Raw genomic sequence first — 25,110 nt, 5'->3', positions numbered from 1 at the left:
CTTAGCCTAGCTAAACCTCCCGAAGTGCACCCCAAAAAGGATCCACCAGCCCCATGGCACGCCGCCAAACACGCCCCCCCGCAGGGGAAACAGTCCAGGACTACACCGAAAACATCGTTGATATCGACGTGACTTCCGAGATGGAAGGCTCCTTCCTGGAGTACGCGTACTCGGTCATCTACTCCCGGGCCCTGCCCGACGCCCGCGACGGCCTCAAGCCCGTCCAGCGGCGCATCCTCTACATGATGAGCGACATGGGCCTCCGCCCGGACCGGGGCCACGTCAAGAGCGCCCGCGTTGTGGGCGAGGTTATGGGCAAGCTCCACCCGCACGGCGACACCGCCATCTATGACGCCATGGTTCGCATGGCCCAGGACTTCTCGCTCCGGCTGCCCCTGATCGACGGCCATGGAAACTTCGGCTCGCTCGACGACGGCCCGGCGGCACCGCGGTACACCGAGGCCCGCCTGGCGGCGGCAGCACTCACCATGACGGACCATCTCGACGAGGACGTCGTGGACTTCGTCCCCAACTACGACAACCAGCTCACCCAGCCGGAGGTCCTGCCCGCCGCGTTCCCCAACCTGCTGGTGAACGGCACCACCGGCATCGCCGTCGGCATGGCCACGAACATGGCCCCGCACAACCTCGTGGAAGTCATCTCCGCCGCCCGGCACCTCATCGCCAACCCGGACGCCACGCTGGAAGACATCATGCGCTTCGTCCCCGGCCCCGACCTGCCCACCGGCGGCCGTATCGTGGGCCTGGACGGAATCCGGGACGCCTACGCCACGGGCCGCGGTTCCTTCAAGACCCGCGCCAAGGTGGAGGTGGAGCAGCTCTCCGCCCGCCGGACCGGCCTCGTGGTCACCGAACTGCCGTACATGGTGGGCCCGGAAAAGGTGATCGAGAAGATCAAGGACGCGGTCAACAGCAAGAAGCTGGCGGGCATCAGCGACGTCGTGGACCTGACCGACCGCAAGCACGGCCTGCGGCTGGTCATCGAGCTGAAGAACGGTTTCAACCCCAACGCCGTGCTCCAGCAGCTCTACCGCTACTCGCCGATGGAGGATTCCTTCGGCATCAACAACGTCACCCTGGTGGACGGGCAGCCGCAGACGCTGGGACTGCTCCAGCTGCTCACCGTCTATGTGGACCACCGCATCTCGGTGGTGCGCCGCCGCACGGTGTTCCGGCTCGGCAAGAAGAAGGACCGCCTCCACCTGGTGGAAGGCCTCCTCATCGCCATCGTGGACATCGACGAGGTCATCCAGATCATCCGGTCCTCGGACGAGGCCTCCGCGGCGCGCGAACGGCTGATGTCCATCTACGACCTCTCCGAAATCCAGGCGAACTACATCCTCGAGCTCCGCCTCCGCCAGCTGACCAAGTACAGCCGGATCGAGCTCGAAAAGGAACAGGACCAGCTTCGCAGGGAGATCGCCGAACTGGAGGCCATCCTCGAATCCGATCAGCTGCTGCGGGAACTGGTGTCCGGCGAACTCGCGGAGATCGCGGAGAAGTACGGCACCCCGCGACGGACGGTGCTCCTCGAATCCGAGGCCGTGTCCCCGACTGTGGCCAGCGCCGCCGCCGTCGAGGGAAAGGCAGGGGCCAAGGGCAAGCCCGCTCCCCTGGCCCTTGAGATCGCGGACGACCCATGCTGGGCGATCCTCACGGCCTCCGGGCAGATTGCCCGGACCGCCAACCAGGACAGCCTGGCCGAGACCGGGCCCCGCTCCAAGCACGACGTGTTCCGCTCTGTGGTCAAGACCTCCGCCCGGGGCGAGATCGCCGCCATCACGTCCCAGGGTCGCATGCTGCGGATCCAGGTGATGGACATGCCCGTCCTGCCGCCGGTCTCCGGCCTGCCGAACCTCGCCGGCGGCGTTCCGGCCAAGGACTTCATCACCCTGCTGAAGGGCGAGACCCTCGTGGCGTTCGCCCCGCTTGATGTTGTGCTGGCGATCGGCACGGCGCAGGGCGTCGTGAAGCGCGTGCAGCCGGATTACCCCCTGAACCGCGAGGACTGGGAAGTGATCACGCTGAAGGACAAGGATACCGTGGTGGGAGTGGCGCCCGCGGGCTCCGACGACGACGACCTGGTGTTCCTGACGCGGCAGGCACAGCTGCTGCGGTTCAGCGCCGCGGTGGTCCGCCCGCAGGGCAGGACGGCTGGGGGCATGGCGGGCATCAAGCTGGCCGCCGGCGACCAGGTGGTGTTCTTCGGTGCAGTGGCGCCCGGCGACGAGGCCGCCGTCGTCGTCACCATTTCCGGCACGGAAGGTGCCCTGCCGGGCACCGCCCCTGGGGCTGCCAAGGTGACGGCCTTTGACGAATATCCGGCCAAGGGCCGCGCCACCGCCGGGGTCCGGGCACACAGGTTCCTGAAGGGTGAGGACACGCTGCTGCTGGCGTGGGCCGGCCACGGCCCGGCGAAGGCGTCGTCCTCGGCAGGGGTCGCCCGCTCCCTGCCCCAGGAACACGGCCGGCGCGACGGTTCGGGCATCCCGCTCTCGCAGGCGGTGGATGTAATCGGCCCGAGCATGGCCTGGCAGGAATCCGCCTAGACTACTGCCATGCCTATCGTCCCGGATGAAAAGGACTGGACCTGGGTCCTGTCCCGCCCCTGCAGCCAGTGCGGCTTCGATGCGTCCACCGTTACGCCGTCGACAGTTCCCGGCAGCGTCGAAAACATGCTGCCGCGCTGGCGGTCCGTGCTCCGGCGGCCGGACGCCAGCGAGCGCCCGGACAGCAGCACCTGGTCCGCGCTGGAGTACGCCTGCCACGTCAGGGATGTGTTCAACCTCTTCGACCGCCGCCTCAACCTGATGCTCACCGAGGACAACGCCCAGTTTGAGAACTGGGACCAGGACCAGACGGCGGTGGAGAGCGACTACGCCAATGCAGACCCGGCCGTGGTCAGCGCCGAGCTCACCACAGAGGGCCAGCAGGTGGCGGCTTCCTTCGCCAGGGTGCAGGAGTCGCAGTGGGACCGGACGGGGCTGCGCAGCAACGGCTCGGAGTTCACCGTCCTGACGCTCGCGCAGTATTTCCTGCACGATGTCGTCCATCACCTGGCGGACGTGGACGGCTGACCGGCGGTTTGCGTCAGAGCTACAGGACCTTGTCCCACGCGAGGCTCGTATTGACCGGGACGTAGCCCATCTTGCGGTACAGCGCCATGGCCCCGGTGGGGTTCTCGGAGTCCACGTCCAGCGACGCCTTGTCCAGGCCTGCGGCGGCAAAACGCCGCATGGCGTCGGCCAGAAGCGCCTGGGCGATGCCGCGCCCGCGGAACTCCCGGCGGACACCGAGCAGGTCCGTATAGCCCTCGCTGAACCCGCGCGCCACCGTGTTGTCCGGGTCATAGCTGGCCAGCTGGTAGCCGGCGATCTCACCCGTGCGGCTCTCCAGCACGACGGCACTGAGGTCGGGCCGGGCCAGGGGGTCGTTGACCACGAAGCCCCATGACTCCTCGTCCCGTGGTTCGCTGCCCCAGTGATCGGCGAAGACCTGGTTGTGCGCCAAACGCAGGGCTTCGTTCAGCCCGGGTTCCATGGTCACCAGTTCCAGGCCGTGGTCCAGGGGTGCCTCGGGCAGCGGTGCCGACAGCAGGCGGTGCATCTCGTTGTAGTAGCGGACCACCTCATACCCGGATTCCTCCAGGAGGACGCATTGGTGCTGCTGCTTCTGCTCGATGAAAAGCCGCAACCGTGGCGCTGGCCCGGCAGTGTCTGGAACTCCGCCGTCCGGCCCTGCACCGTCTGGTCCTGCATTGTCCTGGACCGCACCGGCATCTTCCGCGAACCGCTGCCTGGTCCGGGCCTCCAGCCAGGCCAGGAGGGCTGAGCCCACACCGCGGCGCTGCCACTGCGGGTCAACGGCACAGAATCCGTGCGCCTTGGCCCCGTCCTTGTTCTTGGTGAGGCGGGCGTAGGCCCGGAAGACGCCGTCGGAGTCCTGGCCAAGTACAGTATTCGGCCCCACCGGGTTGTTTTTGGACTCCATGATCTGTTCCAGGTCCGCCCGCCTTTCAAACCACACCGGTTGCTCGACGGCCGCGGTGCGGGCGATCAGCGCAGCCCACGCGTCCAGATCCGCGGGGCCGGCGCTGCGCCAGTGCAGTCCCGGAAAGTCGACGGCGGGCAGTGCAACTGCGTCGTCCGCGGTCAGGTCAGAGGCGTCCCCTTGCGTCATGGGAACAGGCTAACCGCCGGGAAGAGGCCGCGCCATCATTTCTGATGCTGCCTGGATCTCCTGACGCGGCGGCGTGGGAAGCCTTAGGCTGGTGCCATCATCAGGCTTGGACAATTACCCCGGCGTTCCTTGAAAGGCACAGCATGCTTCTACTCTTCGGGTTCAAGACAGTCCAGAAGTTGCTCCCCGGCCGGACGGCCTCCTGCCGGTACTGCGGCGTGTTCGCCCACCATCACATGGAGGAGCGCGCCACGAAGTTCACGCTGTTCTTCATCCCGGTTTTCACGACGTCCCGCTCCTACCGGATCACGTGCTCGAACTGCGGCGCTACGTCGGTGGTCAACGGCCGCCAAAAGCAGGCGCTGGTGGGCTAAGGAGGAATTCAGAATGGCACTGACAACCGTGGCGGCCGGCGTGCACCGCATCTCGGAGGCATTCGTCAACTTTTACCTCGTTGAGGGCGAGGACGGACTCACGGTGGTGGACTCGGGTTTGCCGGCCATGTGGGACACCCTCCGGAGCTCAGTGCAGTCCGTGGGGCATAACCTCGGCGACATCAAAGCGCTGGTGCTGACCCACGCCCACTTCGACCACCTCGGACTGGCCAGCCGCCTCCATGCCGAGTATCAGGTTCCGGTGTGGGTGCACGCAGGGGATTCATACATCGCACGGCATCCCTACCAGTACAAGCACGAGAAATCGCGTTTTATCTTTTCGCTCACGCACCCGGCGGGCATGCCGGTCCTTTTCAGCATGGTCAGGGCAGGCGCGTTGCGTGTGCACGGTGTCGAGAACCTGACCACCATGCCCGGCAACGGTACCCTTACCGTTCCGGGTGCCCCTGAGGTGATTTTCTCCCCAGGCCACACCAACGGGCACTGCGGCCTGTTCCTGCGGGAGCGCGACGTCCTCTTCAGCGGTGATGCCCTGGTGACCCTCGACCCCTACACAGGGCGGAGAGGCCCGCGCATCGTGGCCGGGGCTGCCACCGCCAACAGCGCCCAGAACTTGGAAACCCTCAGCCAGCTCGCGCAGACCGGCGCTTCCCTTGTGCTGCCGGGACACGGCGAGCCCTGGACTGCGGGAATCGAGGAAGCAGTTGCAATCGCACGGTCAAACGGACCGGCTTGACGCCATCGCCCCGAAAGCGGGAAGGCCGCGATCCGCCTGCAGCTCCAGGCGGGCATCATCGGGGCTGATGTCCGACGGGTTGTGAGTCACCAGCACCACCGTGCGCGAGGCCAGGCCTGCTCGCAGGTCCGCCATGAGCGCCCGGCCGGATTCGGCGTCGAGGTGTGCTGTGGGCTCGTCCAGGAGGATCACATCCGCCTGCGTCATGAGGGTGCGGGCGACTGCCAGCCGCTGCCGCTCACCACCGCTCAGAAACGCTCCGCCCGGGCCGATGCGGGTATCCAATCCGTCTTCCAGCCGCACCATCAGGGGCGCAAGTCCAACCGCGGCGAGCGCTTCGCGCATCGCCTGTTCCGTCTCCGTCGCAGGCCCCTCGCCGGGCTCCTGCCGAGGGCTGCCGAGCAGCAGGTTCCCGCGGACCGTGGAATCGAAGAGGTGCGCCTCCTGCGGGCACCACGCCGCCGTACCCGTCACCGCGATGCGGCCTGCCCGGGCGGGGAGAAAGCCCAGCATGACTGCCAGCAGTGTGGACTTGCCGGCGCCGGACGGGCCGGTCACCGCCAGCCAGCGGCCGGGCTCGGCCACGGCGGACAGGCCGCTGAAGACAGCACCGCCCCCGGGCCATGCCGCCGACAATCCGTCCAGTTCAACTCCCGGCTGCCCAAATTCCCGGGAGCCGGGCCGGGAAGGCTGCCCGGTGGTGTTGCCATCAGCGGTGTTGTTGTCATCAGCGGTGTCCTTGCGAGCGCCAGGTTCTCCCGGCTGCAGGACGCCCGATTCACCGATGCGGCGCAGGACCGTACGCAGCGCCGGAAACTGCCGCACCGCCGTCGTCATGGCCCCGAAGGGTTCGGCGAGCGCCAACTGCAGAAGGACGACGACGCCGACGGTGGTCGCCGGAAGGGAACCGGCCAGCACCTGGGGAGCCGCCAGCACGGCGCTGTAGAGCGCGCCCGCGCCGCACGCGGCCACGGTCAGTGCCTGGCCGAGGCCTTCAGCCCAGGCCGAACGCCGTGCGGCGCCGGTAGCGTCCCGGTCCAGTGCACGGATGCCGTCCAGAACCGGCCGCTTCGCGCCGTTCGCGTGCAGTTCTGCCCTGGCGTCGAGTGCCGCGGCGACCCGCCGCAGGACCCCGGAGCGCAGCCGTTGTTCGGCCTGGGCCGACATCCGGTCGGCGAGCAGTGCCGCGGCGGGGGCGGCCACGAGGCTTACCAGGGCGGCGGCGAGCGCCGCGGGCAGGGCCGCAGGAAGCAGCCAGCCCACCGTACCGGCGGCAGCTGCGGCCACCGCCACTGCGGTAACCGGCGGCAGCACCACCCGCGGGAGCAGGTCCCGGACGGTGTCGACGTCCTCGATGACGGCGCCCAGCACATTGCCGCCCTGCAGCAGCCGGCGCAGGGACAATGCCCGCTGGCTGAGGGACTCCCAGAGTCCGCCACGGAGCTTCGTCAGGGAGGCAAACACGGCTTCGTGCAGGAGGAGCCGCTCGCAGTAGCGCAGAACGGCGCGGCCGATCCCGAAGAACCGGACTCCGACGATGGCCGTCAGGAGGTACATGATGGGCGGCTGCTCACTGGCGCGCAGGATGAGCCAGCCGGACAGCCCCGACAGCGCGACGGCGAACAAGGCAGCCAGGGCGCCGACGAACCCGGAGGCAGCGAACCGTCCGCGAACGGGCGCGAGCAGCCGGGCGAGCATGCCGGCCACCTGGCCGGAGCCGGGTTGCGCGACGGCCGCCGGGACGCCGGGCGTCGTAGTTCCGGCCTCCACAGAGGAGGCTACGCCGACGCTGGCCGATGCATGGTCAGTGGCCGTGATCTCAGCAGCGGGCGCAGCAGGTGCCGCCGCTTCCCGGCCGGACAGCGGCACGATATGGTCTGCGAGTTCCCTTGTCTGGCGGTCATGGGCCACCAGGATGACGGTGGCCCGGCCGCGCAGCGAGCGGATCGCGTCGTGGACACGGTTGGCTGAATCGCGGTCGAGGTGGGCCGTCGGCTCATCCAGAAGCAACACCGTTGCGCCCGCCCCGATGCGGGCCAGGCCGCGGGCCAGGGCCACGCGGCGCAGCTCGCCCGGGCTCAGTTCGGCTGGATGCTTGTCCGCGAGGTGGTCCGCGCCGACGGCCGCCAGGCAGCGCAGCACTCCCCCGGTATGTGCTTCGTCGGCGGCGGCCGCATCGGTTACCGCGGTGCCCGCTGTGACAGTCCCGGCCGTCAGGTACAGCAGGACTTCCGCGCGCACCGTGTCTGCCACCATCACCGGGTGCTGCGGCACCCAGGCCACATCACCCGCCGCGAATCCTTCAACATTGCCGGAGACAGCGGTGCCGCCCCCGGTTCCGACCGCGCCCGCGAGAACGCCCAGCACCGTGCTCTTGCCCGCCCCGCTGGGGCCATCCAGCGCGGTGACCAGTCCGGCCGGCGCCGTAAAGCTAAGGGGCCCGACGGCGGGACCTTGCCGTCCCGGATAGCTGACCGTGAGGTCCCGTACTGTCAGGCTGCCCGGGCCCGCCACATCCGCGGGCTCCGCACCTGCCGCCTCCAAGCCGGCCGGCCCTGCCGGGGCCGGACCAGGCACGAGCCGCCGGGGCTCCGGTGCTTCCAGCACGTCCGTAGTTTCGGCAAGGGCGGCCCGGCCGTCGTCGCTCGCGTGGTGTGCGGTCCCCAGCTCGCGGAGCGGGAGGTAGCAGTCGGGGGCGAGGATGAGGGCAAGCAGCCCGGCCTCCAGCGCCATGTCTCCGTGGACGAGCCGGACGCCGATGAACACCGCCACCACGGCAACGGAGATCGTGGCGATCAGTTCCAGGGCGAGGGCGGAGAGGAACGCCGTGCGCAGGGTCCCCATGGTCCGCGAGCGGTAGTCCTCGGAGATGTCCTCCAGGGCGCGGCGCTGGGCGGCGGCGCGGCCGAGTCCCACCAGCACCGGCAGTCCCTTGGCGAGTTCGAGCATGTGCCCGGAGAGCCGGGATAGGGCGGCCTGCGCATCCCGCACCTTGTCCTCGGTGTAGCGGCCGATCAGCACCATGAACACGGGGACCAGTGGCACCGTCAGGACGATCACCACCGCGCTGACCCAGTCGGCGAAAAGGATCCGGGCGCCGAGCAGCAGCGGTATGGCCGCGCAGTTCACCAGCGCCGGGAGGTACTGCGTGTAATAGCTGTCCAGCGCATCCAGGCCACGCGTCGCAAGCACCGCCAGGCCGCCGTCGGAAGGCCCAGCGGACCGGACGCCGTTGCGCAGTGCCGTCTCCAGGAGTTCCGCGCGCAGCTCCTCCTTGACGCCCAGGGCGGCGCGCCTTGCGGCGACACCCTGCGCCCAGACCGTCATGGACCGCAGCACCACGCCGGCCGCACCCCAGCCCAGCTGGTCACCCCACGCGGCGTCCTGTGTCATGAGGCCGGCCAGAACAGAGGCGACGGCCTGGCCCAGGAGCACCAGGGACAGAGCCTTCAGGGCAGCCAGCAGGCCCAGCCCGTAGAGGGCTCGGCGGGTGGAGGGTCCGGACGGGAACTGGGGTTTCACTGCGGTCAGTCTTTCCTGATGAGTGCTTTGGCGGCGACCGCGGGCAGGAAGCTGTGCGCCTCCGGGATGTGGGCGGCGCTGACGCGGCGGCGGAACACCCAGTACGTCCACGCCTGGTAGGCGATCACCAGCGGCAGCCCGACGCACGCCACGATGCTCATCAGACCGAGGGTGTAGTCCGAGGACGAGGCGTTGGCGATGGTGAGGTTGAACGCGGGGTCGATGGTGGACGGCAGGACCACCGGGAACACAGCCCCGAAGATGGAGGCGGAGCCGCCCAGCAGAAACACACCTGTTGCCAGGAAGGCCCGGCCTTCGTTTCCCTTCCGGGCATGGTCCCAGGCCACAGCCGCGGCAACCACGGCCACCGCGAGGACAACCAGCGTCCAGGCTTCACCGCTGAGGACCTGCACGCCGATGGCCCAGCCCGCCATCGGAAGGAGCAGGACGGGAAGCAGCCGCACAAACCACTGCCGCGCGCGGTGCCGGACGTCGCCGTCGGTCTTCAGTGCCAGGAACGCCAGGGCGTGCAGCACGGCGAAGCAAACTACCGCCAGGCCGCCCAGCACTGCGTACCAGCTGAACCAGGCAAACGGCCCGCCGTCGCGGTCGCCGTTGGCGTCCAGCGGTAGTCCAGTGGTGGTCAGACCCAGCGCGGCACCCACGCCGAAGGCGGCCAGGAAGGACCCGACCGCGATCGCCCAGTCCCAGGTGTTACGCCAGCGGTCGGTGTCCACCTTGCCGCGGTACTCGAACGCGACGGCCCGGAAGATCAGGGACACCAGGACCAGCAGCAGCGGCAGATACAGGGCGGAGAACAGGGAGGCGTACCAGAACGGGAAGGCCGCGAAGGTGGCACCGGCGGCGGTGAGGAGCCAGACCTCATTTCCGTCCCAGACCGGCCCGATGGTGTTGAGGAGCACGCGGCGTTCGGTGTTGTTGCGGGCAAAGATCTTCATCAACATCCCGACGCCCAGGTCGAATCCCTCCAGGAAGAGGTAGCCGGTCCACAGGACGGCGATGGCAATGAACCAGATGGTTGGCAGCAGTTCCATGCTTTGTTTCCTCGGTCTTAGTAGGCGAAGGCCAGGACGTCGTCGGAGGTTCCGGGCTTGTCCGGTCCGCCGTCGCGGGGCGTGGCGTCCTCGTTCTCGTCCACCGGCGCGTGGACCAGTTCGGGCATTGCCGAGGCCACGCCGCCCCGGACGTACTTCACGAGGAGCTTCACCTCCACCACGAGGAGCACCGCGTAGATCAGGGTGAGGACAATGAGGGACGTCAGGATTTCGCCGGCGGAAACCCCTGGCGAAACGGCCGCGGCGGTGAACATGAACACCTGGTCGATGCCGTTGAGGTCGGGGTTGGGGGCCACCACGAACGGCTGGCGGCCCATTTCCGTGAAAATCCAGCCCGCGGCGTTGGCACCGAAGGGGGCCAGGATGCCGAACACGGCCAGCCGCATCAGCCAGCGCGACTCGGGAACGGTCCCCTTGCGGGTCAGCCAGAGTGCCACCAGGGCGGCGAGGGCGGCCAGGCCGCCGAACCCGATCATGGCCCGGAAGCCCCAGTAGGTGACCTCCATGACCGGCACGTACTCGATCTCCTGGCCGGCGCGGTCACCGTAGATGGGGTTGTCCGGAAGGTGTGTGCCGTAGTCCGCCTTGTACTGGTCGAGCAGGCTGTTGACGCCCTTGACCTCCGTGGTGAAGTCGCCCTTGGCGAGGTAGGAGAGGATGCCCGGCACCTCGATCAGCGCCACGATGTCGTCGCAGTTGCGGGAGCCGACGTTTCCGACGCTCAGGACGGAGAACCCCGTGCCGTCGTGGCAGGCGGCTTCGGCGGCGGCCATCTTCATGGGCTGCTGCTCGAACATCAGCTTGCCCTGCAGGTCTCCGGTGAGGGCGGTTCCGGCAAAGGAGATCATGGCGACGACGGCGCCGATCCGCAGCGACTTGATCCACACCGTGTAGTCGGTGCGGTCGCGGCCCGGGATCGCGGCCTCCCCCGCGATGACCTTGCCGTCAGCCCCGACGGTGTCGATGCCGTCGCGGCGCCGGCGCCAAAGGTGGTACCAGGCGATGCCCAGCAGGAATCCGCCGGCCACAGCAAGCGTGCCAAAGAGGGTGTGGGGCACGGCCACCAGGGCGGTGTTGTTGGTGAAGACGGCCCAGGCGTCAGTCATGACCGGGCGGCCGTCAATCATCGTGACGCCCACGGGGTGCTGCATCCAGCTGTTGGCCACGATGATGAAGTAAGCGGAGAAAAACGAGCCCACCACGGCGATCCAGAGGCACGCGAGGTGGACGCCCTGCTTGAGCTGTTTCCAGCCGAAGATCCACAGGCCCAGGAACGTTGACTCGACGAAGAAGGCGAGGAGTGCCTCGAGGGCCAGCGGAGCGCCGAAGACATCGCCCACGAACCGGCTGTACTCGCTCCAGGCCATGCCGAACTGGAACTCCTGGACGATGCCGGTGGCCACACCCATGATGAAGTTGATGAGGAAGAGCTTTCCCCAGAACTTGGTCATCCGCAGATAGGCCGGGTTCCCCGTGCGGTGCCAGACGGTCTGCATCACTGCCACGACCAGGCCCAGCCCGATTGTCAGCGGCACCATCATGAAGTGGTAGACGGTGGTGATTCCGAATTGCCAGCGTGCGATTTCCAAGGCGTCCAAGGCGGTCCCTACTTACGGTTGGGTCTAGCTCTCCAGCGTTGTTTTCTACGCAACGTAGAACTTCTACTTCTACAGAGTGTAGAACACAGGGCGAACACTGTAAACACGGTTGCATGCACATAGGAGGAACGCAATCACCCGCGACGCGCCGAACGTTCTACCTCATGTAGAAACGAACGGCCAAACGCGATAGATTTGAAGTTGCAGTATTGGAATCACGGCACGGGCCGGGCAACCGGCCCCGGCAGTGCGTTGTCAAAAGGATGTACAGATGGCAAGTCTTGGGGAACTCGAACGCGCAGTCATGGACCTGCTCTGGGCGGGCCACGAAGCAGCCACCGCCAACAGGCTGCGGGACCTGCTTGCGCAGAGCACGGCAGCGCATGGCGGAGCAGCAGGGCACGAGGGCAAGGACCTGGCGGTAACCACCGTTCTGACGGTCCTCTCGCGTCTCGAAAAGAAGGGCCTCGTGGAACGCGAACGCGGCACCCGGCCGCACCGCTACCAGGCTGTATCCAGCCGCGAGGACCACACCGCCGAACTCATGCACGAAGTGCTGGGATCCGCCCCGGACCGCGAGGCTGTGCTGGCCCGGTTCATCGGATCCGTGACGGAAAGTGAAGCCGAGACGCTGCGCAAACTGCTTGGCCACAGCTAACACCTGATGTTCTGGACCTCATATTTCCTGGCGGTCCTGGCGATAGTACTGGCCTGGCCGGTACCTATCCTTCTTTCGCGCGCCCACTGGCCGGCGCGCGACCCTTTTACGGCCATGGTGCTGTGGCAGGCCATCGGCCTCGCCGGCGGGCTGTCCATGATCGGCGCCATGCTGGTGTACGGCCTCGAACCTGTCGGCGACAACCTCCTTGCCGGCCTCCGCGCGCTGGCAGGCATGGTGCTGTTTGCAGCGCCCACCACCGCGCTGGGATTCTGGCATCTCTTCGCGCTTTCCGCGGCTGCGCTGCTGACAGCGCACCTCGTCTTCACGCTGCTGCTGACCTATTACAAGATTGAGCGCCAGCGCAGGCGCCACCGCGAGCTGCTGGCCCTCCTGGCATCGCCCTCCGACGACGGGCCCGGCACGGTGGTCATCAACCACGATTCCCCGGTGGCGTACTGCCTGCCGGGCGGCGCCCGCTCCGTCACGGTGCTCTCCGATGGGCTCATGGCGGCCCTTGAACCGGCGGAGCTGCGTGCCGTCCTGATTCACGAAAACGCGCACCTGACCCAGCGCCACCACCTGCTGCTGTGGGCCTTCGCCGCATGGCGCCAGGCGCTGCCGTGGCTGCCCACCACACGGCTCGCGCAGGAAGCCGTGAACTCCCTGATCGAAATGCTGGCGGACGACGTTGCCCTCAAGACGGAGAGCAAGGTGACGCTGATCAAAGCGATAGCCATCGTCGCCAGCGGTTCGGCGGCACCCCAGGGGGCCGCCGTCGTCGAACCGGCCGGGCTTGCGGGGGCAAGCCTGCAGCTGCCGGACGGTGCCGGCGGCGCCGGGCCGGCAAGTACGACGGCGTCACGCGTCAGCCGCCTTCTCTCGCCGCAACCGCCGCTCGCCGGAGGCCTCCGCGCAGCCGTTCTTGCCGTGTGCGCGCTGCTGCTGGCGATGCCAACCGCCCTGCTGATCGTTCCCGGCCTGCTGGGCTGAGCCGGCCTGCCGGCTGATTGAGCCGGCCTGCCGGCTGATTGAGCCGGCCTGCCGGCTGATTGAGCCGGCCTGCCGGCTGATTGGGCCGGCTTGCCTGCTGGTTGGGCGGGCTCACGCCGGCCGCTTGTGGAGCCGGCGCTGGGCGCCGGGCCTCAGGCGTCGATGCGTTCCCGGTCCAGGGTGGAAGCGCCGGCGATGATGAAGTCCTTGCGGGGCGCGACGTCGGATCCCATCAGCAGGTCGAAGGTAGCTTCTGCCTGCTGGGCGTTCTCAATGTTCACTTTGCGGAGCATGCGGTGCCGGGGGTCCATGGTGGTCTCCGCCAACTGCTCGGCGTCCATCTCGCCAAGGCCCTTGTAGCGCTGGATCGGTTCCTTGTACTTCCTGCCTTCGGCGGCGAGCTTCGCCAGCAGGGTGTGCAGTTCAGCCTCGGAATAGGTGTAGACCATCTCGTTGGCCTTTTGGCCGGCATTGATGACTTCCACCCGGTGCAGCGGGGGGACGGCCGCGAAGACCCGGCCCTCCTCCACCATGGGCCGCATGTAGCGGAAGAACAGGGTGAGCAGCAGCGTGCGGATGTGCGCGCCGTCGACGTCGGCGTCGGTCATCAGGATGACCTTCCCGTAGCGCGCCGCCTCGATCGCGAAGCTTCGTCCGGAGCCGGCCCCGACCACCTGGATGAGGGCCGCGCACTCCGCGTTGGAGAGCATGTCGCCCACGGAAGCCTTCTGGACATTGAGGATCTTGCCACGGATCGGCAGCAGTGCCTGGAAGTCGGAGGAGCGCGCCAGCTTCGCCGTGCCGAGGGCCGAGTCGCCCTCCACGATGAACAGTTCCGAGCGGGCGACATCGTCCGTGCGGCAGTCGGCGAGCTTCGTGGGCATCGACGACGTCTCGAGCGCGGTCTTCCGGCGCTGCGTCTCTTTGTGGACGCGGGCGGAGATGCGCGACTTCATCTCGCTGACGATCTTCTCCAGCAGCAGCGCCGACTGGGCCTTCTCATTGCGGTTGGAGGAGTTGAGCTTGGCCGCGATCTCCTTCTCCACCACCCGGGCCACGATGGCCTTGACGGCGGAGGTGCCGAGGATTTCCTTCGTCTGGCCCTCGAACTGCGGCTCGGCGAGGCGCACGGTCAGGACGGCGGTAAGGCCGGCGAAGATGTCGTCCTTCTCGATCTTGTCGTTGCCGGCCTTGAGCTTCCGCGCATTGGCTTCCACGGTCTTCCGGAAGGTCTTCACGAGGGCCTGCTCGAAGCCGGCCTGGTGCGTGCCGCCCTTCGGCGTGGAGATGATGTTCACGAAGCTGCGGACAGTGGTGTCGTAGCCGATCCCCCAGCGCAACGCGACGTCCACCTCGCAGTCGCGTTCCACTTCCGCGATCTTGCTGTGGCCCTTCTCATCCAGCACAGGGACGGTTTCCTTGAACTTGCCGGCGCCGTGCAGGCGCCAGACGTCCGTTACCCCGGAGTCCGCGGCGAGGAATTCCACGAACTCGGAGATGCCGCCGTCGTGGTGGAACACTTCCTCGTGCGCTCCCAGTTCACCGGGTGTGCCGGGGAGCTTGCGCTCATCCCGGACGGTGATCTTCAGGCCAGGCACCAGGAAGGAGGTCTGACGGGCCCGGGCGGTGAGTTCCTCGTAGGAGAACCGCGCGTCCGCCGTGAAGATCTGGGTGTCCGCCCAGTAGCGGATACGCGTTCCGGTGACGCCGCGCTTCGCCTTGCCGACGACATCAAGGACAGAGTCCTCGACGAACGGAGCGAAGGTGGCGGCGGGGTCGGGCCGGCCGTTGTCGTTGAAGCGGCCGGGCTCGCCCCGACGGAAGGACATCCTGTACGTCTTGCCGCCGCGGTCCACCTCGGCGTCGAGGCGTGCGGAGAGCGCGTTGACGACGGAGGCACCCACGCCGTGCAGGCCGCCGGAGGCGGTGTAGGAGCCGCCGCCGAACTTGCCACCCGCGTGCAGTTTGGTGAAAACCACCTCGACGCCGGTGAGGCCGGTCTTTGGTTCGACGTCGACGGGAATGCCGCGGCCGTCGTCGTGGATCTCTACAGAGTTGTCCGCGTGCAGGATGATCCTGATGTCGTGGCCGAAGCCGGCCAGCGCCTCGTCGACGGAGTTGTCGATGATTTCCCAGAGGCAGTGCATGAGGCCGCGGGAGTCCGTGGATCCGATGTACATGCCGGGGCGTTTGCGCACGGCCTCCAGCCCCTCCAGCACCGAAAGGTGGCGGGCGGTGTAATCAGAACTCGGTGGCACAGGTAGTGAACTCCTTTGAAGAACAGGCCGGATCGGCGTTAAAAAGCCCCCCTCTAGCCTAGTCCCGCTGCCGCCAAACGACTGACTGCCACTCCCGACACGGGGCGGAACTGCGGGGGTTCGTTACGCACACGTGATACGCGGACAGCGAAAGTGACCCATCCTTGCCATGGTTTGGCGGCGAATGCTGGTTATATAGATGTACAGATCTACTAAGGAGGCCGACATGACAACAGCAGTTGCCGACCGCACGCTAACCGCAGCTGACCGGTGTGACCGTTGCGGAGCGCAGGCATACGTCCGGGTTGTACTCGAGTCCTCCGGAGGTGAGCTGCTCTTCTGCGCCCACCATTCACGCGCCGTCGAAGCGACCCTTAGGCCGCTTAGCTCGGACTGGCACGATGAGACGGACCGGCTGCACGAAAAGGCACCGGTTCCGGTCGACTAGACAACAAAGCTCAAAGCCAGGTCCCCCCACCACGGGGGTCCTGGCTTTTTCTTTGTCACCCTTTTCTGTTGCCGGCACGGTTGTCGCGCATAAATGTCAGTCCCCCTGATCAGACTGTATCTATGGATGGAATTGGGGAATCGGAGCAGGTTCCGGCGGCCGTTGCAGGCGCTGGCACCCTGCTGGCCGCCGCGTTCCCTGGCGCCGCGTTCCCTGGCGTCACGGTTCTCCAGGTCGATCCGTACTACGGGTTGCCGTATGACGATGATCTCGACGCCGCGTTTCCGGCATCCTTTCCGGAGGACCCGTTTCCGGAGGTTCTGTTTGCCGGCCGTCCTTTCGACGAGGACCGCTTTCAAGACAATGCTTTTGACGACGGCGCTACCTCGAGCGCTGCTGCAAGCTCGGGCTGGGTTCTCCCGGCGGCTGACCTCACCGCCGACAATGCAGGACTGATTGACCAGGTCCGCACCTACGAGAACGTCAAGTGCTGGGCCGCCGGGCAACAGGCGCGGCTTTCTGTGACCTTCGAGGCGCGCCTCCGCCAGGAGTCCACCGCCCGGCCGCCACTGGCCCCGGAGGACCTGGGCAAGGACCGCGGCAAAGACCAGGGCCTCGGCGCGGCCGAGCAGATCGCACTGGCCCGCGGCGAGTCCCCAAACCGAGGACAACGGCTGCTCGGCACGGCCAAAGCCCTGGTGCAGATGCCCCACGCCCAGGCAGCGCTGGACACCGGGCAGCTGAACGAAGAGCGCGTCATGCACATGGTGAAAGAGACCGCCTGTTTGAGTGTCGAAGACCGGACAGCCGTTGATGAGGAACTCGCCGCCGACACCGGTACGTTCGTTGGTGCCGGGACACGGGCCGTCATCGCCGCTGTCCGCGCCGCAGCGACCCGCAGGGATCCCCGCTCCGTCGCACAGCGCGCCAGCCACGCCGCGTCGGAGCGGAGGGTGAGCCTGCGCCCGGCACCGGACTGCATGACCTACCTGTCAGCGCTGCTGCCCGTCCACGAGGGCGTCGCAGTTCTCGCGGCATTGACCCGGAACGCCGACACCCTCCACGCCGCCGGAGACCCGCGCTCCCGCGACCAGATCAAGGCAGACACCCTGGTCGAGTCGATCACCGGCACCCCCGGCGGTATCACCGGCATCGAGCTCAACGTAGTCATGACCGACCGGACGCTCCTCCAAGGCGACCCCGAACCCGCCCGCATCCCCGGCTACGGCATAATCCCCGCGGCCTGGGCACGCGATCTCATCGCCCAAGGACAGGGAGAGCCGGATAGCCTCCAGCCAACCGTGGCCGGTTCGCCGGAGGTCCACTCAGCCGATGTAAAGGAGCTTAGAATCTGGGTCCGACGGCTCTACACCGCCCCCGGAGCCGGCGACCTGGTGGCCATGGACTCGCGACGACGCCTCTTCCCGGCACCGCTGCGCCGCTTCATCCAAATCCGCGACGACACCTGCCGAACCCCCTACTGCGACGCACCCATCCGCCACCATGACCACATCGTCCCCTGGCACGAAGGCGGGCCAACGTCACTGAGTAACGGCGCCGGACTGTGCGAAGCGTGCAACCACACCAAAGAACTCCCAGGCTGGAAGGCAAAATCCAGACCGGGACCGAGACACACCATCGAACTGACCACGCCCACGGGCCACACCTACTGCTCCACCGCGCCTCCGCTGCCTGGAAGCGGACTATCGGGACTCCGCCGGGGCGGATTCAGCCACACTGGATCCAGCGATCCTTCGCCAACTAACTGGAACGGCCGGGGCGCGTAGCCCAGGGTCACGGGCCAGAGCGCCGCGCATAGGCTGGCCGCCTGTCCGCTGCGCCGAACTCCGGCGACACAATGCTGAAAGAACCGCGACCGCCGGCGCACGCCCGTTCATCGCGTTTGTGGTCTCGCGTGCCAACAATGTGACACCCGGGTACGACAAAGGCCAGGCCTGCCGCCGATTTCCGACGGAAGGCCTGGCCTTTGTTCGTATGTATTAGCCCAGCGTTTTCCTAGTCCAGGTAATCCCGCAGGACCTGCGACCGGGACGGGTGGCGGAGCTTGGACATGGTCTTGGATTCGATCTGACGGATACGCTCACGGGTAACGCCGTAGACCTTGCCGATTTCGTCTAAAGTCTTCGGCTGGCCATCCGTGAGGCCGAACCGCATGGCAACAACACCGGCTTCGCGCTCGGACAGGGTGTCCAGCACGGAGTGCAGCTGTTCCTGCAGCAGGGTGAAACTCACGGCGTCGGCCGGTACCACGGCTTCGGAGTCCTCGATCAGGTCACCGAACTCGGAGTCGCCGTCCTCGCCAAGCGGGGTGTGCAGCGAAATAGGCTCGCGGCCGTACTTCTGGACCTCGACGACCTTCTCGGGGGTCATGTCGAGCTCGAGCGCCAGCTCTTCGGGCGTGGGTTCGCGGCCCAGGTCCTGGAGCATCTGGCGCTGGACACGGGCCAGCTTGTTGATGACTTCCACCATGTGCACCGGGATACGGATGGTGCGGGCCTGGTCGGCCATGGCACGGGTGATGGCCTGGCGGATCCACCATGTGGCGTAGGTGGAGAACTTGAAGCCCTTGGTGTAGTCGAACTTCTCGACGGCACGGATGAGGCCGAGGTTGCCTTCCTGGATGAGGTCCAGGAAGAGCATGCCGCGGCCGGTGTAGCGCTTGGCCAGCGATACCACGAGGCGGAGGTTGGCCTCGAGGAGGTGGTTCTTGGCGCGCTTGCCGTCGTGGATGATGAACTCAAGCTCGCGCTTGTACTTCGGATCCATGGAGCCGTCGTCGGCGGCAATCTTCTCTTCGGCGAACAGGCCGGCCTCGATGCGGAGCGCGAGGTCAACTTCCTGTTCGGCGTTAAGGAGGGCTACTTTGCCGATCTGCTTCAGGTAGTCCTTGACGGGGTCGGCGGTGGCGCCTGCCGACATGACCTGCTGGACAGGTGCGTCGTCGTCATCGGCATCAGAGTAAACGAATCCCGACCCGGTAGGCGCTGCGGCTTCCTTGCCGGCCTCGTCGGGTTCGTCGACCAGATCAGCGGTATCGGGCTGCGCGTCGTCGAGGTCCTCCTCGACTTCCGCGTCGTCATCGGTTGAGCGGCTTCCGGCAGCTTCGGCCGCAGCCTTGGCTCCGGGCTTGGGTCCGCGCTTCTTGGGCTCGGGCTTCCCAGCGGCACGGGTGGCGGCACGCTTGGCGCTGGATGCCGCCGGCTTCTCCTCGGCAGTGTCAACGGCCAGGGCGGCGGGTTCCTTCTTCGCGGAAGACGGGGTCACAGAAAACCTTTCTAGCGGCGGTCTGTGGAGTCACCTTCGGGCAACACCACTATGACCCTGTCAAGTCCGTGATTGACATCAGATGCAACCGACCGACAGAGCCACTAAGTAGAACTGCCGGGGCGGCCACAATGTTCCCGAATGGGATCCACTGCAAGCATTGATTCACGGACCCAACCGGGTCTCGGCCTCCATTGTCTCACGATTTTCCGCGCCAGGGGCCGACCAGGCCGTAATACACACTGCCGGCAGGGCATGTCGGCTTCGGCATGTCCCTGCTCTAGGCGGCGTCCGATCCGAATTTCTGCCATGCGGCTTCACGGCGCCCCGCCCAGCCGCAGATCGTTCCCCGCCGGACCACCTCGGACAGCAGCTCGGCCAACCGGTATCCCGGACTGGCTTCCAGAGCCCGGGACAATGATGCATGCGCAAACGAACCCCTCCCGCGGCACCATTCGATCCAGCCGGCGGCCGTTAGCGCCGCGGCCTGCGCCTCACCCCCGCCGCGCGAGAGCTCCACCATCAGGCCCTCCAGACGGTTCAGCGTGTCCCAGTCCGGCACGGGTGGACTCAGTCCCAGCAGGACTTCGCCGTAGCCGGGCAGGGCATCCGGGCCGCCGCTGGACACCGACGGCTGGTCAAGACGACCGGTGGCAGTGCCCTGTTCTGGACGATCACCGGCCTGTTCTGTTCCCGGTATAGCGGACGTTTCCCAGGCGTCGGTTGCCGGGCCAACAAGCACGCTCGGAGACAGCTGCGGTTCCGGCAGCGCCGGGCAGGACACGGGCAACCCCTCCCCCGCGGAGAAAATCCCAAAGGCTTCCGCACCTGCGGCCGCTGCGGCGCGTCCAGCGGCCGCCATGACCAGGACGGCGTCGCGCCAGGCCGGAACGCGGAGGGACGCACGGAGGAAGCCGGCGAGTTCCGGTCCAAGGCCGCGTGGCATGCCGGAGAGGGAACGGGCAGCAAGCAGCGCGGATCCCCCGGGGACCCCTGGCCCCGGAACGCCTGGCCCCGGAACGCCTGGCCCCGGGACGGCTCCCCCGGGAACGGGCTCAGGGGTAGCGGCCTTCAGCGCAGCCGCCCAGGCGTCAAGGACCGCGTCGAACTGGGCCCGTTGGTTCCCCTTCCCGGCCAGGGCCAGGGTCCACACGCGTTCAGCCTCCATGACAACGGCATCGTCCGCCGCCGGAGTGTCCGCGGCGCCGGGCGAAGGAGTACCGGGAGGCGCGCCGACGCTGCTGCCCAGATATACCATTTCGGCATTGAGCCTGCTGTCCCGGATCTCGGCAATGGGCCGGCCCGGCGGCGGGCAGCAGCTGCTGTCGGTGCAGTAGATGTTGCGCCAGTACTCGTCGCCGACGCGCCAGGCATCCCGCACAGGCATGCCGGCCAGGCCGAGCGCGCACTCCAGATCGGCGAGTAAGGGCCGGAAGGACGACGCCGCCGCCCCCTCCCTGCCGTCGTCGTTGTTAAGGCCGTCGCTGTTAAGGGTGTCGTCGTAAAGGCTGTCGCCAAAACCGCCGTCGTCAAAGAAGACCAGGAGTGTGCCGTCGGCTTCTTTGTCCGCCAGAAGGTACTCCGCCACCGTCCTGGCGAATCCCTCCCGGCCGCGGCGTCCGCAGTCCTCAGGGAGGTCGACCCGAAGCGTCGCTCCGAGGCGCTTGCCCTGCATGGTCATGGCCACGAGGCTCTGCGACGGCCAGTAGCCAAGAATGTCTTCGGGTCCGCTGATAATGAGGTGCTCGGGTGCTGTCATGGAAACAGCTTCCGACGGCGGTCACCGTCGGTGCGACAGGAAGATTCCGTATGTGGACAACAGGGTCAGCAGGGATAAACCCTAGTCTCGGGAAGGAGTCCTGCGGCGGGCGATCCGTGCCCTGCGCTGCTGGGCCATGGCTTGCAACAGCGGAGGCACAACCACGCCCTGGGCCGCCATCTGCCGGCGGACCTTGCGGCGGACCACCAGCATGGCGACCGAACCAACGCCGAGAATCAGGAAGTGAACGCAGAGCGCGATGCGGAACGGCTCCAGGCCATAGAGCTCCCCGCCGGAAAAGCCCGTCGAGTTAAGGATGTCCAGCACGGCGCCGATCAGGTAGATGGCCATGAGCGCTGCGAAGAAGCCGCCCACGTTGACGATGCCCGTGGCCGTCCCGATCCGGTGGGCCGGGTTAAAGGTACGGGCGAAGTCGAAGCCGATCATGGAGCCCGGGCCGCCAATGGCCAGCACCACGATGAGGACCGCCAGCAGCCACAGCGGTGAGCGGCCGGGATACAGCAGCACCGCCGCCCACGCTGCCGCGGTGGCCGCGACGAGGAGGAGGACCATGGTGGAGCGTCGGAGGGGGTGCCGCGCAACAAAACGCCCGATCAGCGGCCCGGCCCCGATGGCGCCGGCCACGTAGAGGGACATGAGCGAAGCGACGGTGCCGGCGTCGAGCCCCTGCGCCGAAATCAGGAACGGGTAGCCCCACGTCATCGCGAACACGGTGCCGCTGAACTGGATGGTGAAGTGGCTCCACATTCCCAGCCGCGTCCCCGGCTGCTTCCATGCACGCGACAGGGAAACACCCGTGGCGCGCAGCCCCTTGGCTGCGTCCCCCTTGGGCGTGCCGGGCGGCACGTCCTGCAGCATCAGAACCACCAGCACGACGGCGACACCGGAGAATCCGGCCAGCGCAAGGAAGGCCGGGGTCCAGCCCGCGGTGTGCAGGATGAAGGCGAACGGCACCACGCTCAGCAGCTGGCCGAGCTGTCCGGACATGCCGGTCAGCTGGGTCAGCAGCGGAACCCGGGCGGGCGCGAACCACAGCGGAATCAGCCGGATGACGGAGATGAAGGTCATGGCGTCGCCGGCACCCACGAGCACGCGGCCCAGCACACCGGCCGGGACGCTGTCCGCAAACGCCAGCTGCAGCTGGCCGAGGCCCATCAGCAGGGCGCCCCCGGCAATCATTGCCCGGGAACCGAACCTGTCCACCAGAACGCCCACCGGGATCTGCAGGCCGGCGTAGACCAGCAGCTGCAGCACCGTGAAGAAGGAGATGGCCGAGGCGCTGGCATGGAACCTCTCGGTCGCCTCCAGGCCCACCACACCGAACGACGTACGCTGCGTCACGGCCACCAGGTACGAGAAGATGCCAATGGACCAAATGAGCCAGGCGCGGGGTGCAGTCACCCTCTTATTATCCCCGGCCAGAACAAAAATACTATTTATTTTGGCCGGTTATTGCCCTCACGTGACGAGTCTTATGCCGCCCAGTGACGGGGCTTACGGCGCCGGATTCTCCCGGGCCAGGTAGGCCTCCACAGCGGCGCCCAGGGCATCGCCGTCGGGCAGTTCGTCGTTCTCGTTGGCCAGCAGGGACCTGCGCACCGTGCCCTCGGCTTTTTCGTCATAGCGGGCCTCGAGCCGGGCCACCACCTGCTGGACCTCCTCCGAGGCCTCGATCTGCTCGGCAATCTGCCGGCCCACTTCGCGGCCGGACTCGCGCAGCCGGTCGGTCGGCAGCATCAGCGAGGTGGCCGCTCCCAGGTACTCCAGCCCGGCCACAGCGGCAGTGGGGTACTCCGCCTCGGCCAGATAGTGCGGCACGTGGATGACGTACCCGGCAACATTGCGGCCGGCGTCAGTCAGGCGGAGTTCCAGGACATGCCCGACGGCGGCCGGCACTTCCACGGTGGGCTTCCAGGAGGAGATGCCTTCAATGAGTTCGGGCCGGTTGCCGTGCACCGTCACCCCGACCGGGCGGGTGTGGGGCACGGGCATGGGAATCGAGTGGATCCAGGTCACCAGATTGACGTCCAGTGCCTCGACGATGTGCACCACGGCGCGGGCGAAACGTTCCCACTGCAGGTCCGGCTCGAACCCGGCGAGGAACAGGAAGGGCTTGCCCAGCCCGTCAACCAGCCTGTACAGGGCGAGGGTGGGCGGCTGGTAGTCCTGCAGGTGGTCCTCGACAAAGGTCACATGCGGGCGCCGGGACCGGTAATCCATCAACTGGTCGGCGTCGAACACGGCCACGCGCTCGGAGTCGAGCGTGTCCAGCAGTTCGTCCGTGATCTGCCGGACCACGTGGCCGGCATCGGCGAAACCGGTGAAGCCCATCACCAGGTTCAGCCCGCGGAGCTCAGGGTTATGGAACAGCCCAATGTTCTTGGCATAGAGCGCGTCGGGTCCAGCAGCGAGCCGGAAATCCTTTCAAACACGGCGAGTTCCTTTCGTGGTCAGGGAGTTAATTGCATAACGCCCGGCAGAGCGGCGTCATTCCTCGGCGCGCTGTGGCGCGGGTCTCACGCGGCCCGGCTCCGGGCGCTTCCCCGCAGTTGCGGAACGAGAGACTACGATCGGAATTGGCTCTTTTGCCTGCGCTCCCTGCCCGAACAATCACAGAGAATTGAGGACCGATCCTCGTGGTCAAGAATACTGAAGTCAACCTTAGCGCCATTGCAAGGGACCTGAAGAAGGCGGCAAGCGACGCGGTGGTCATCGGCGTCGGACAGGGCACGGACGGCCCGTTCCTGCTGGAAAACCCGTTGACGGCGAAGTCCGTCGAGGCTCTGGCCGACTCCTTGAAGGTCCTCGGCATCACCGGCGCTCCGGACCAGGCGGTCCGTCTTCCCGGCCTTCCGGAAACGGGCTCCGGCATCCTGGTCCTGGCAGGCGTCGGCAAGGTCGACGCCGGAGGAAAGGTCTCGGGCGAGGCGCTGCGCCGCGCCGCCGGCTCCGCCGTCCGCCAGCTTGCCGGCCTGTCCTCCGTCACGCTGGCCTTCCCGACGGCGACTATCGCCGATGTAGCCGCCATCGCCGAGGGTGCTGCGCTCGGCGCGTACTCCTTTACCGAATTCCGTTCGTCCAAGGACGGGCTCAAGGACCCCGTGGCCAACGTCGCCATCCTCACTGAACTGGCCGGCGACAAGGACCTGAACGCGGCACTTGACCGTGCGCGCCTGCTGGGCAAGGCCGTCAACGCCACCCGCTCGCTCGTGAACCAGCCGCCGAGCCACCTCTACCCCGAGTCCTTCGCCGACGCGGCCAAGGACCTCTCCAAGGGACTGCCCGTCAAGGTCACTGTGTGGGACGAAAAGCGTCTGGAGAAGGAGGGCTTCGGCGGCATCATGGGCGTCGGCAAGGGCTCCGCCCGGCAGCCCCGGCTCGTTAAGGTGGAGTACTCCCCCGCCAAGGCCACCCGGAAAATCGCACTGGTCGGCAAGGGCATCACCTTCGACACCGGCGGCATTTCCATCAAGCCGGCCCTCGGCATGGGTGACATGAAGAGCGACATGGCGGGAGCCGCCGTCGTACTTAATACAGTGCTGGCCATCGCGGGCCTGGGGCTGCCCGTCAAGGCAACCGCCTGGCTGTGCATTGCCGAGAACATGCCCTCCGGCGCCGCCTCGCGTCCCGCCGACGTGCTGACCATGTTCGGCGGCAAGACGGTGGAAGTGCTGAACACCGACGCCGAAGGCCGGCTGGTCATGGCCGACGGCATCGTCGCAGCAAGCCAGGAGTACCCGGACGCCATCATCGACGTCGCCACCCTGACCGGTGCCCAGCTGATCGCGCTCGGGAACCGCACCGCCGGCATCATGGGCGCGGACAGCGTGACCGGCCCGCTGAAGGCCGCCGCGGACCGGGCAGGCGAACTCGTATGGCCCATGCCCCTGCCGGACGAGCTGCGGCCCAGCCTCGACTCCCAGGTGGCGGACATCGCCAACATCGGTGAGCGCCACGGCGGCATGATGACGGCGGCCGTGTTCCTGCGCGAGTTCGTGGGCAAGGACAAGGGCGGCCAGACCATCCCGTGGGCCCACATCGACATCGCCGGGCCGTCGTTCAACAACGGGGCGCCCTACGGCTACACGCCGAAGCAGGGCACCGGCTGCACCGTGCGCACGCTGGTGGCCTACGTCGAGGACCTCCTGGCCCAGGTCTAAT

17 protein-coding genes and 1 pseudogene are annotated in these 25,110 nt (G+C 67.3%); 9 read left to right on the top strand and 9 right to left on the bottom strand.

The annotated features are described in order from the left end of the window. The first annotated feature begins 53 nt into the window (after nucleotides 1-53). Nucleotides 54-2,570 (top strand): DNA topoisomerase (ATP-hydrolyzing) subunit A, encoded by a 2,517-nt coding sequence (locus ACHMXB_RS04310; protein WP_395403056.1) that lies wholly within the window; start codon nucleotides 54-56, stop codon nucleotides 2,568-2,570. A 9-nt stretch (nucleotides 2,571-2,579) separates the two neighbouring features. Then, complete coding sequence (locus ACHMXB_RS04305; protein WP_395403054.1) at nucleotides 2,580-3,098, top strand: DinB family protein; 519 nt, start codon at nucleotides 2,580-2,582, stop codon at nucleotides 3,096-3,098. A 19-nt stretch (nucleotides 3,099-3,117) separates the two neighbouring features. Here the strand turns inward: ACHMXB_RS04305 and ACHMXB_RS04300 are convergent, their stop codons facing one another. Next, nucleotides 3,118-4,200 (bottom strand): GNAT family N-acetyltransferase, encoded by a 1,083-nt coding sequence (locus ACHMXB_RS04300; protein ID WP_395403052.1) that lies wholly within the window; start codon nucleotides 4,198-4,200, stop codon nucleotides 3,118-3,120. A gap of 143 nt (nucleotides 4,201-4,343) precedes the next feature. Between ACHMXB_RS04300 and ACHMXB_RS04295 the strand changes: the two genes are divergently transcribed. Further along, nucleotides 4,344-4,574, top strand: a complete 231-nt coding sequence (locus ACHMXB_RS04295) for a zinc-ribbon domain-containing protein (protein ID WP_395403050.1) — start codon at nucleotides 4,344-4,346, stop codon at nucleotides 4,572-4,574. Nucleotides 4,575-4,587: 13 nt separating this feature from the next. Further along, a complete protein-coding gene (locus tag ACHMXB_RS04290; RefSeq protein ID WP_395403048.1) occupies nucleotides 4,588-5,331 on the top strand; it encodes an MBL fold metallo-hydrolase in 744 nt (247 codons plus the stop codon). On the opposite strand, the gene cydD is transcribed toward ACHMXB_RS04290, so the two are convergent. Genes cydD through ACHMXB_RS04275 form a run of 3 tightly spaced genes read right to left on the bottom strand, consistent with a single transcriptional unit; the run spans nucleotide 5,314 to nucleotide 11,527 of the window. Then, nucleotides 5,314-8,853, bottom strand: a complete 3,540-nt coding sequence (gene cydD, locus ACHMXB_RS04285; RefSeq protein WP_395403046.1) for a thiol reductant ABC exporter subunit CydD — start codon at nucleotides 8,851-8,853, stop codon at nucleotides 5,314-5,316. The two genes, ACHMXB_RS04290 and cydD, sit on opposite strands and share 18 nt — an antisense overlap. Before the next feature lie 5 nt (nucleotides 8,854-8,858). Beyond that, complete coding sequence (gene cydB / locus ACHMXB_RS04280) at nucleotides 8,859-9,908, bottom strand: cytochrome d ubiquinol oxidase subunit II (RefSeq protein WP_395403044.1); 1,050 nt, start codon at nucleotides 9,906-9,908, stop codon at nucleotides 8,859-8,861. Nucleotides 9,909-9,925: 17 nt separating this feature from the next. Further along, nucleotides 9,926-11,527 (bottom strand): cytochrome ubiquinol oxidase subunit I, encoded by a 1,602-nt coding sequence (locus ACHMXB_RS04275; RefSeq protein WP_395403042.1) that lies wholly within the window; start codon nucleotides 11,525-11,527, stop codon nucleotides 9,926-9,928. Between the two features lie 271 nt (nucleotides 11,528-11,798). On the opposite strand from ACHMXB_RS04275, the gene ACHMXB_RS04270 reads away from it, so the two are divergent. Together ACHMXB_RS04270 and ACHMXB_RS04265 are read left to right on the top strand one after the other, a co-directional pair. Continuing rightward, nucleotides 11,799-12,185: a BlaI/MecI/CopY family transcriptional regulator gene (locus ACHMXB_RS04270; RefSeq protein ID WP_395403040.1), complete on the top strand. Its 387-nt coding sequence runs from the start codon at nucleotides 11,799-11,801 to the stop codon at nucleotides 12,183-12,185. A gap of 6 nt (nucleotides 12,186-12,191) precedes the next feature. Next, nucleotides 12,192-13,178 carry a M56 family metallopeptidase gene (locus tag ACHMXB_RS04265; RefSeq protein WP_395403038.1) on the top strand — a complete coding sequence of 329 codons (987 nt, stop codon included), beginning with the start codon at nucleotides 12,192-12,194 and terminating at the stop codon, nucleotides 13,176-13,178. 152 nt (nucleotides 13,179-13,330) lie between these two features. On the opposite strand, the gene ACHMXB_RS04260 is transcribed toward ACHMXB_RS04265, so the two are convergent. Further along, nucleotides 13,331-15,436: a type IIA DNA topoisomerase subunit B gene (locus ACHMXB_RS04260; protein ID WP_395403036.1), complete on the bottom strand. Its 2,106-nt coding sequence runs from the start codon at nucleotides 15,434-15,436 to the stop codon at nucleotides 13,331-13,333. Between the two features lie 226 nt (nucleotides 15,437-15,662). On the opposite strand from ACHMXB_RS04260, the gene ACHMXB_RS04255 reads away from it, so the two are divergent. After that, complete coding sequence (locus ACHMXB_RS04255) at nucleotides 15,663-15,884, top strand: hypothetical protein (protein ID WP_111903465.1); 222 nt, start codon at nucleotides 15,663-15,665, stop codon at nucleotides 15,882-15,884. Between the two features lie 122 nt (nucleotides 15,885-16,006). Further along, nucleotides 16,007-17,671, top strand: coding sequence for an HNH endonuclease (locus tag ACHMXB_RS04250; RefSeq protein ID WP_395403034.1), 1,665 nt, complete (start codon nucleotides 16,007-16,009; stop codon nucleotides 17,669-17,671). Between the two features lie 229 nt (nucleotides 17,672-17,900). Here ACHMXB_RS04250 and ACHMXB_RS04245 read toward each other — a convergent pair whose 3' ends face one another. The 4 genes and pseudogenes from ACHMXB_RS04245 to ACHMXB_RS04230 all read right to left on the bottom strand — a co-directional run bounded on the left by ACHMXB_RS04245 (nucleotide 17,901) and on the right by ACHMXB_RS04230 (nucleotide 23,381). Further along, complete coding sequence (locus tag ACHMXB_RS04245) at nucleotides 17,901-19,169, bottom strand: RNA polymerase sigma factor (RefSeq protein ID WP_395403032.1); 1,269 nt, start codon at nucleotides 19,167-19,169, stop codon at nucleotides 17,901-17,903. A 280-nt stretch (nucleotides 19,170-19,449) separates the two neighbouring features. Then, the gene (locus ACHMXB_RS04240; RefSeq protein ID WP_395403030.1) at nucleotides 19,450-20,928 is read right to left on the bottom strand and encodes a DUF4192 family protein; all 1,479 of its coding nucleotides are present in this window, start codon (nucleotides 20,926-20,928) and stop codon (nucleotides 19,450-19,452) included. Between the two features lie 81 nt (nucleotides 20,929-21,009). Further along, complete coding sequence (locus ACHMXB_RS04235) at nucleotides 21,010-22,350, bottom strand: nitrate/nitrite transporter (protein ID WP_395403028.1); 1,341 nt, start codon at nucleotides 22,348-22,350, stop codon at nucleotides 21,010-21,012. Nucleotides 22,351-22,443: 93 nt separating this feature from the next. Then, nucleotides 22,444-23,381: pseudogene (locus tag ACHMXB_RS04230) on the bottom strand (proteasome assembly chaperone family protein). Nucleotides 23,382-23,585: 204 nt separating this feature from the next. Between ACHMXB_RS04230 and ACHMXB_RS04225 the strand changes: the two are divergent. Beyond that, the gene (locus ACHMXB_RS04225) at nucleotides 23,586-25,109 is read left to right on the top strand and encodes a leucyl aminopeptidase (protein WP_395403026.1); all 1,524 of its coding nucleotides are present in this window, start codon (nucleotides 23,586-23,588) and stop codon (nucleotides 25,107-25,109) included. The last annotated feature ends 1 nt before the right edge of the window (nucleotide 25,110 follow it).

This window comes from Arthrobacter sp. UC242_113 (genome assembly GCF_044054585.1).
Lineage (GTDB): Bacteria > Actinomycetota > Actinomycetes > Actinomycetales > Micrococcaceae > Arthrobacter.
The sequence above is the reverse complement of the archived record's forward strand: the minus strand, read 5'-3'. Positions and strand labels throughout refer to the sequence as shown.

Bases quoted from the DNA above. Each gene is read 5' to 3' on its own strand.
- ACHMXB_RS04310 (WP_395403056.1), top strand. From the start codon at position 54: ATGGCACGCCGCCAAACACGCCCCCCCGCAGGGGAAACAGTCCAGGAC.
- ACHMXB_RS04250 (WP_395403034.1), top strand. From the start codon at position 16,007: ATGGATGGAATTGGGGAATCGGAGCAGGTTCCGGCGGCCGTTGCAGGC.
- ACHMXB_RS04290 (WP_395403048.1), top strand. From the start codon at position 4,588: ATGGCACTGACAACCGTGGCGGCCGGCGTGCACCGCATCTCGGAGGCA.
- ACHMXB_RS04265 (WP_395403038.1), top strand. From the start codon at position 12,192: ATGTTCTGGACCTCATATTTCCTGGCGGTCCTGGCGATAGTACTGGCC.
- ACHMXB_RS04300 (WP_395403052.1), bottom strand. From the start codon at position 4,200: ATGACGCAAGGGGACGCCTCTGACCTGACCGCGGACGACGCAGTTGCA.
- ACHMXB_RS04255 (WP_111903465.1), top strand. From the start codon at position 15,663: ATGACAACAGCAGTTGCCGACCGCACGCTAACCGCAGCTGACCGGTGT.
- ACHMXB_RS04305 (WP_395403054.1), top strand. From the start codon at position 2,580: ATGCCTATCGTCCCGGATGAAAAGGACTGGACCTGGGTCCTGTCCCGC.
- ACHMXB_RS04240 (WP_395403030.1), bottom strand. From the start codon at position 20,928: ATGACAGCACCCGAGCACCTCATTATCAGCGGACCCGAAGACATTCTT.
- ACHMXB_RS04295 (WP_395403050.1), top strand. From the start codon at position 4,344: ATGCTTCTACTCTTCGGGTTCAAGACAGTCCAGAAGTTGCTCCCCGGC.
- ACHMXB_RS04270 (WP_395403040.1), top strand. From the start codon at position 11,799: ATGGCAAGTCTTGGGGAACTCGAACGCGCAGTCATGGACCTGCTCTGG.
- cydB (WP_395403044.1), bottom strand. From the start codon at position 9,908: ATGGAACTGCTGCCAACCATCTGGTTCATTGCCATCGCCGTCCTGTGG.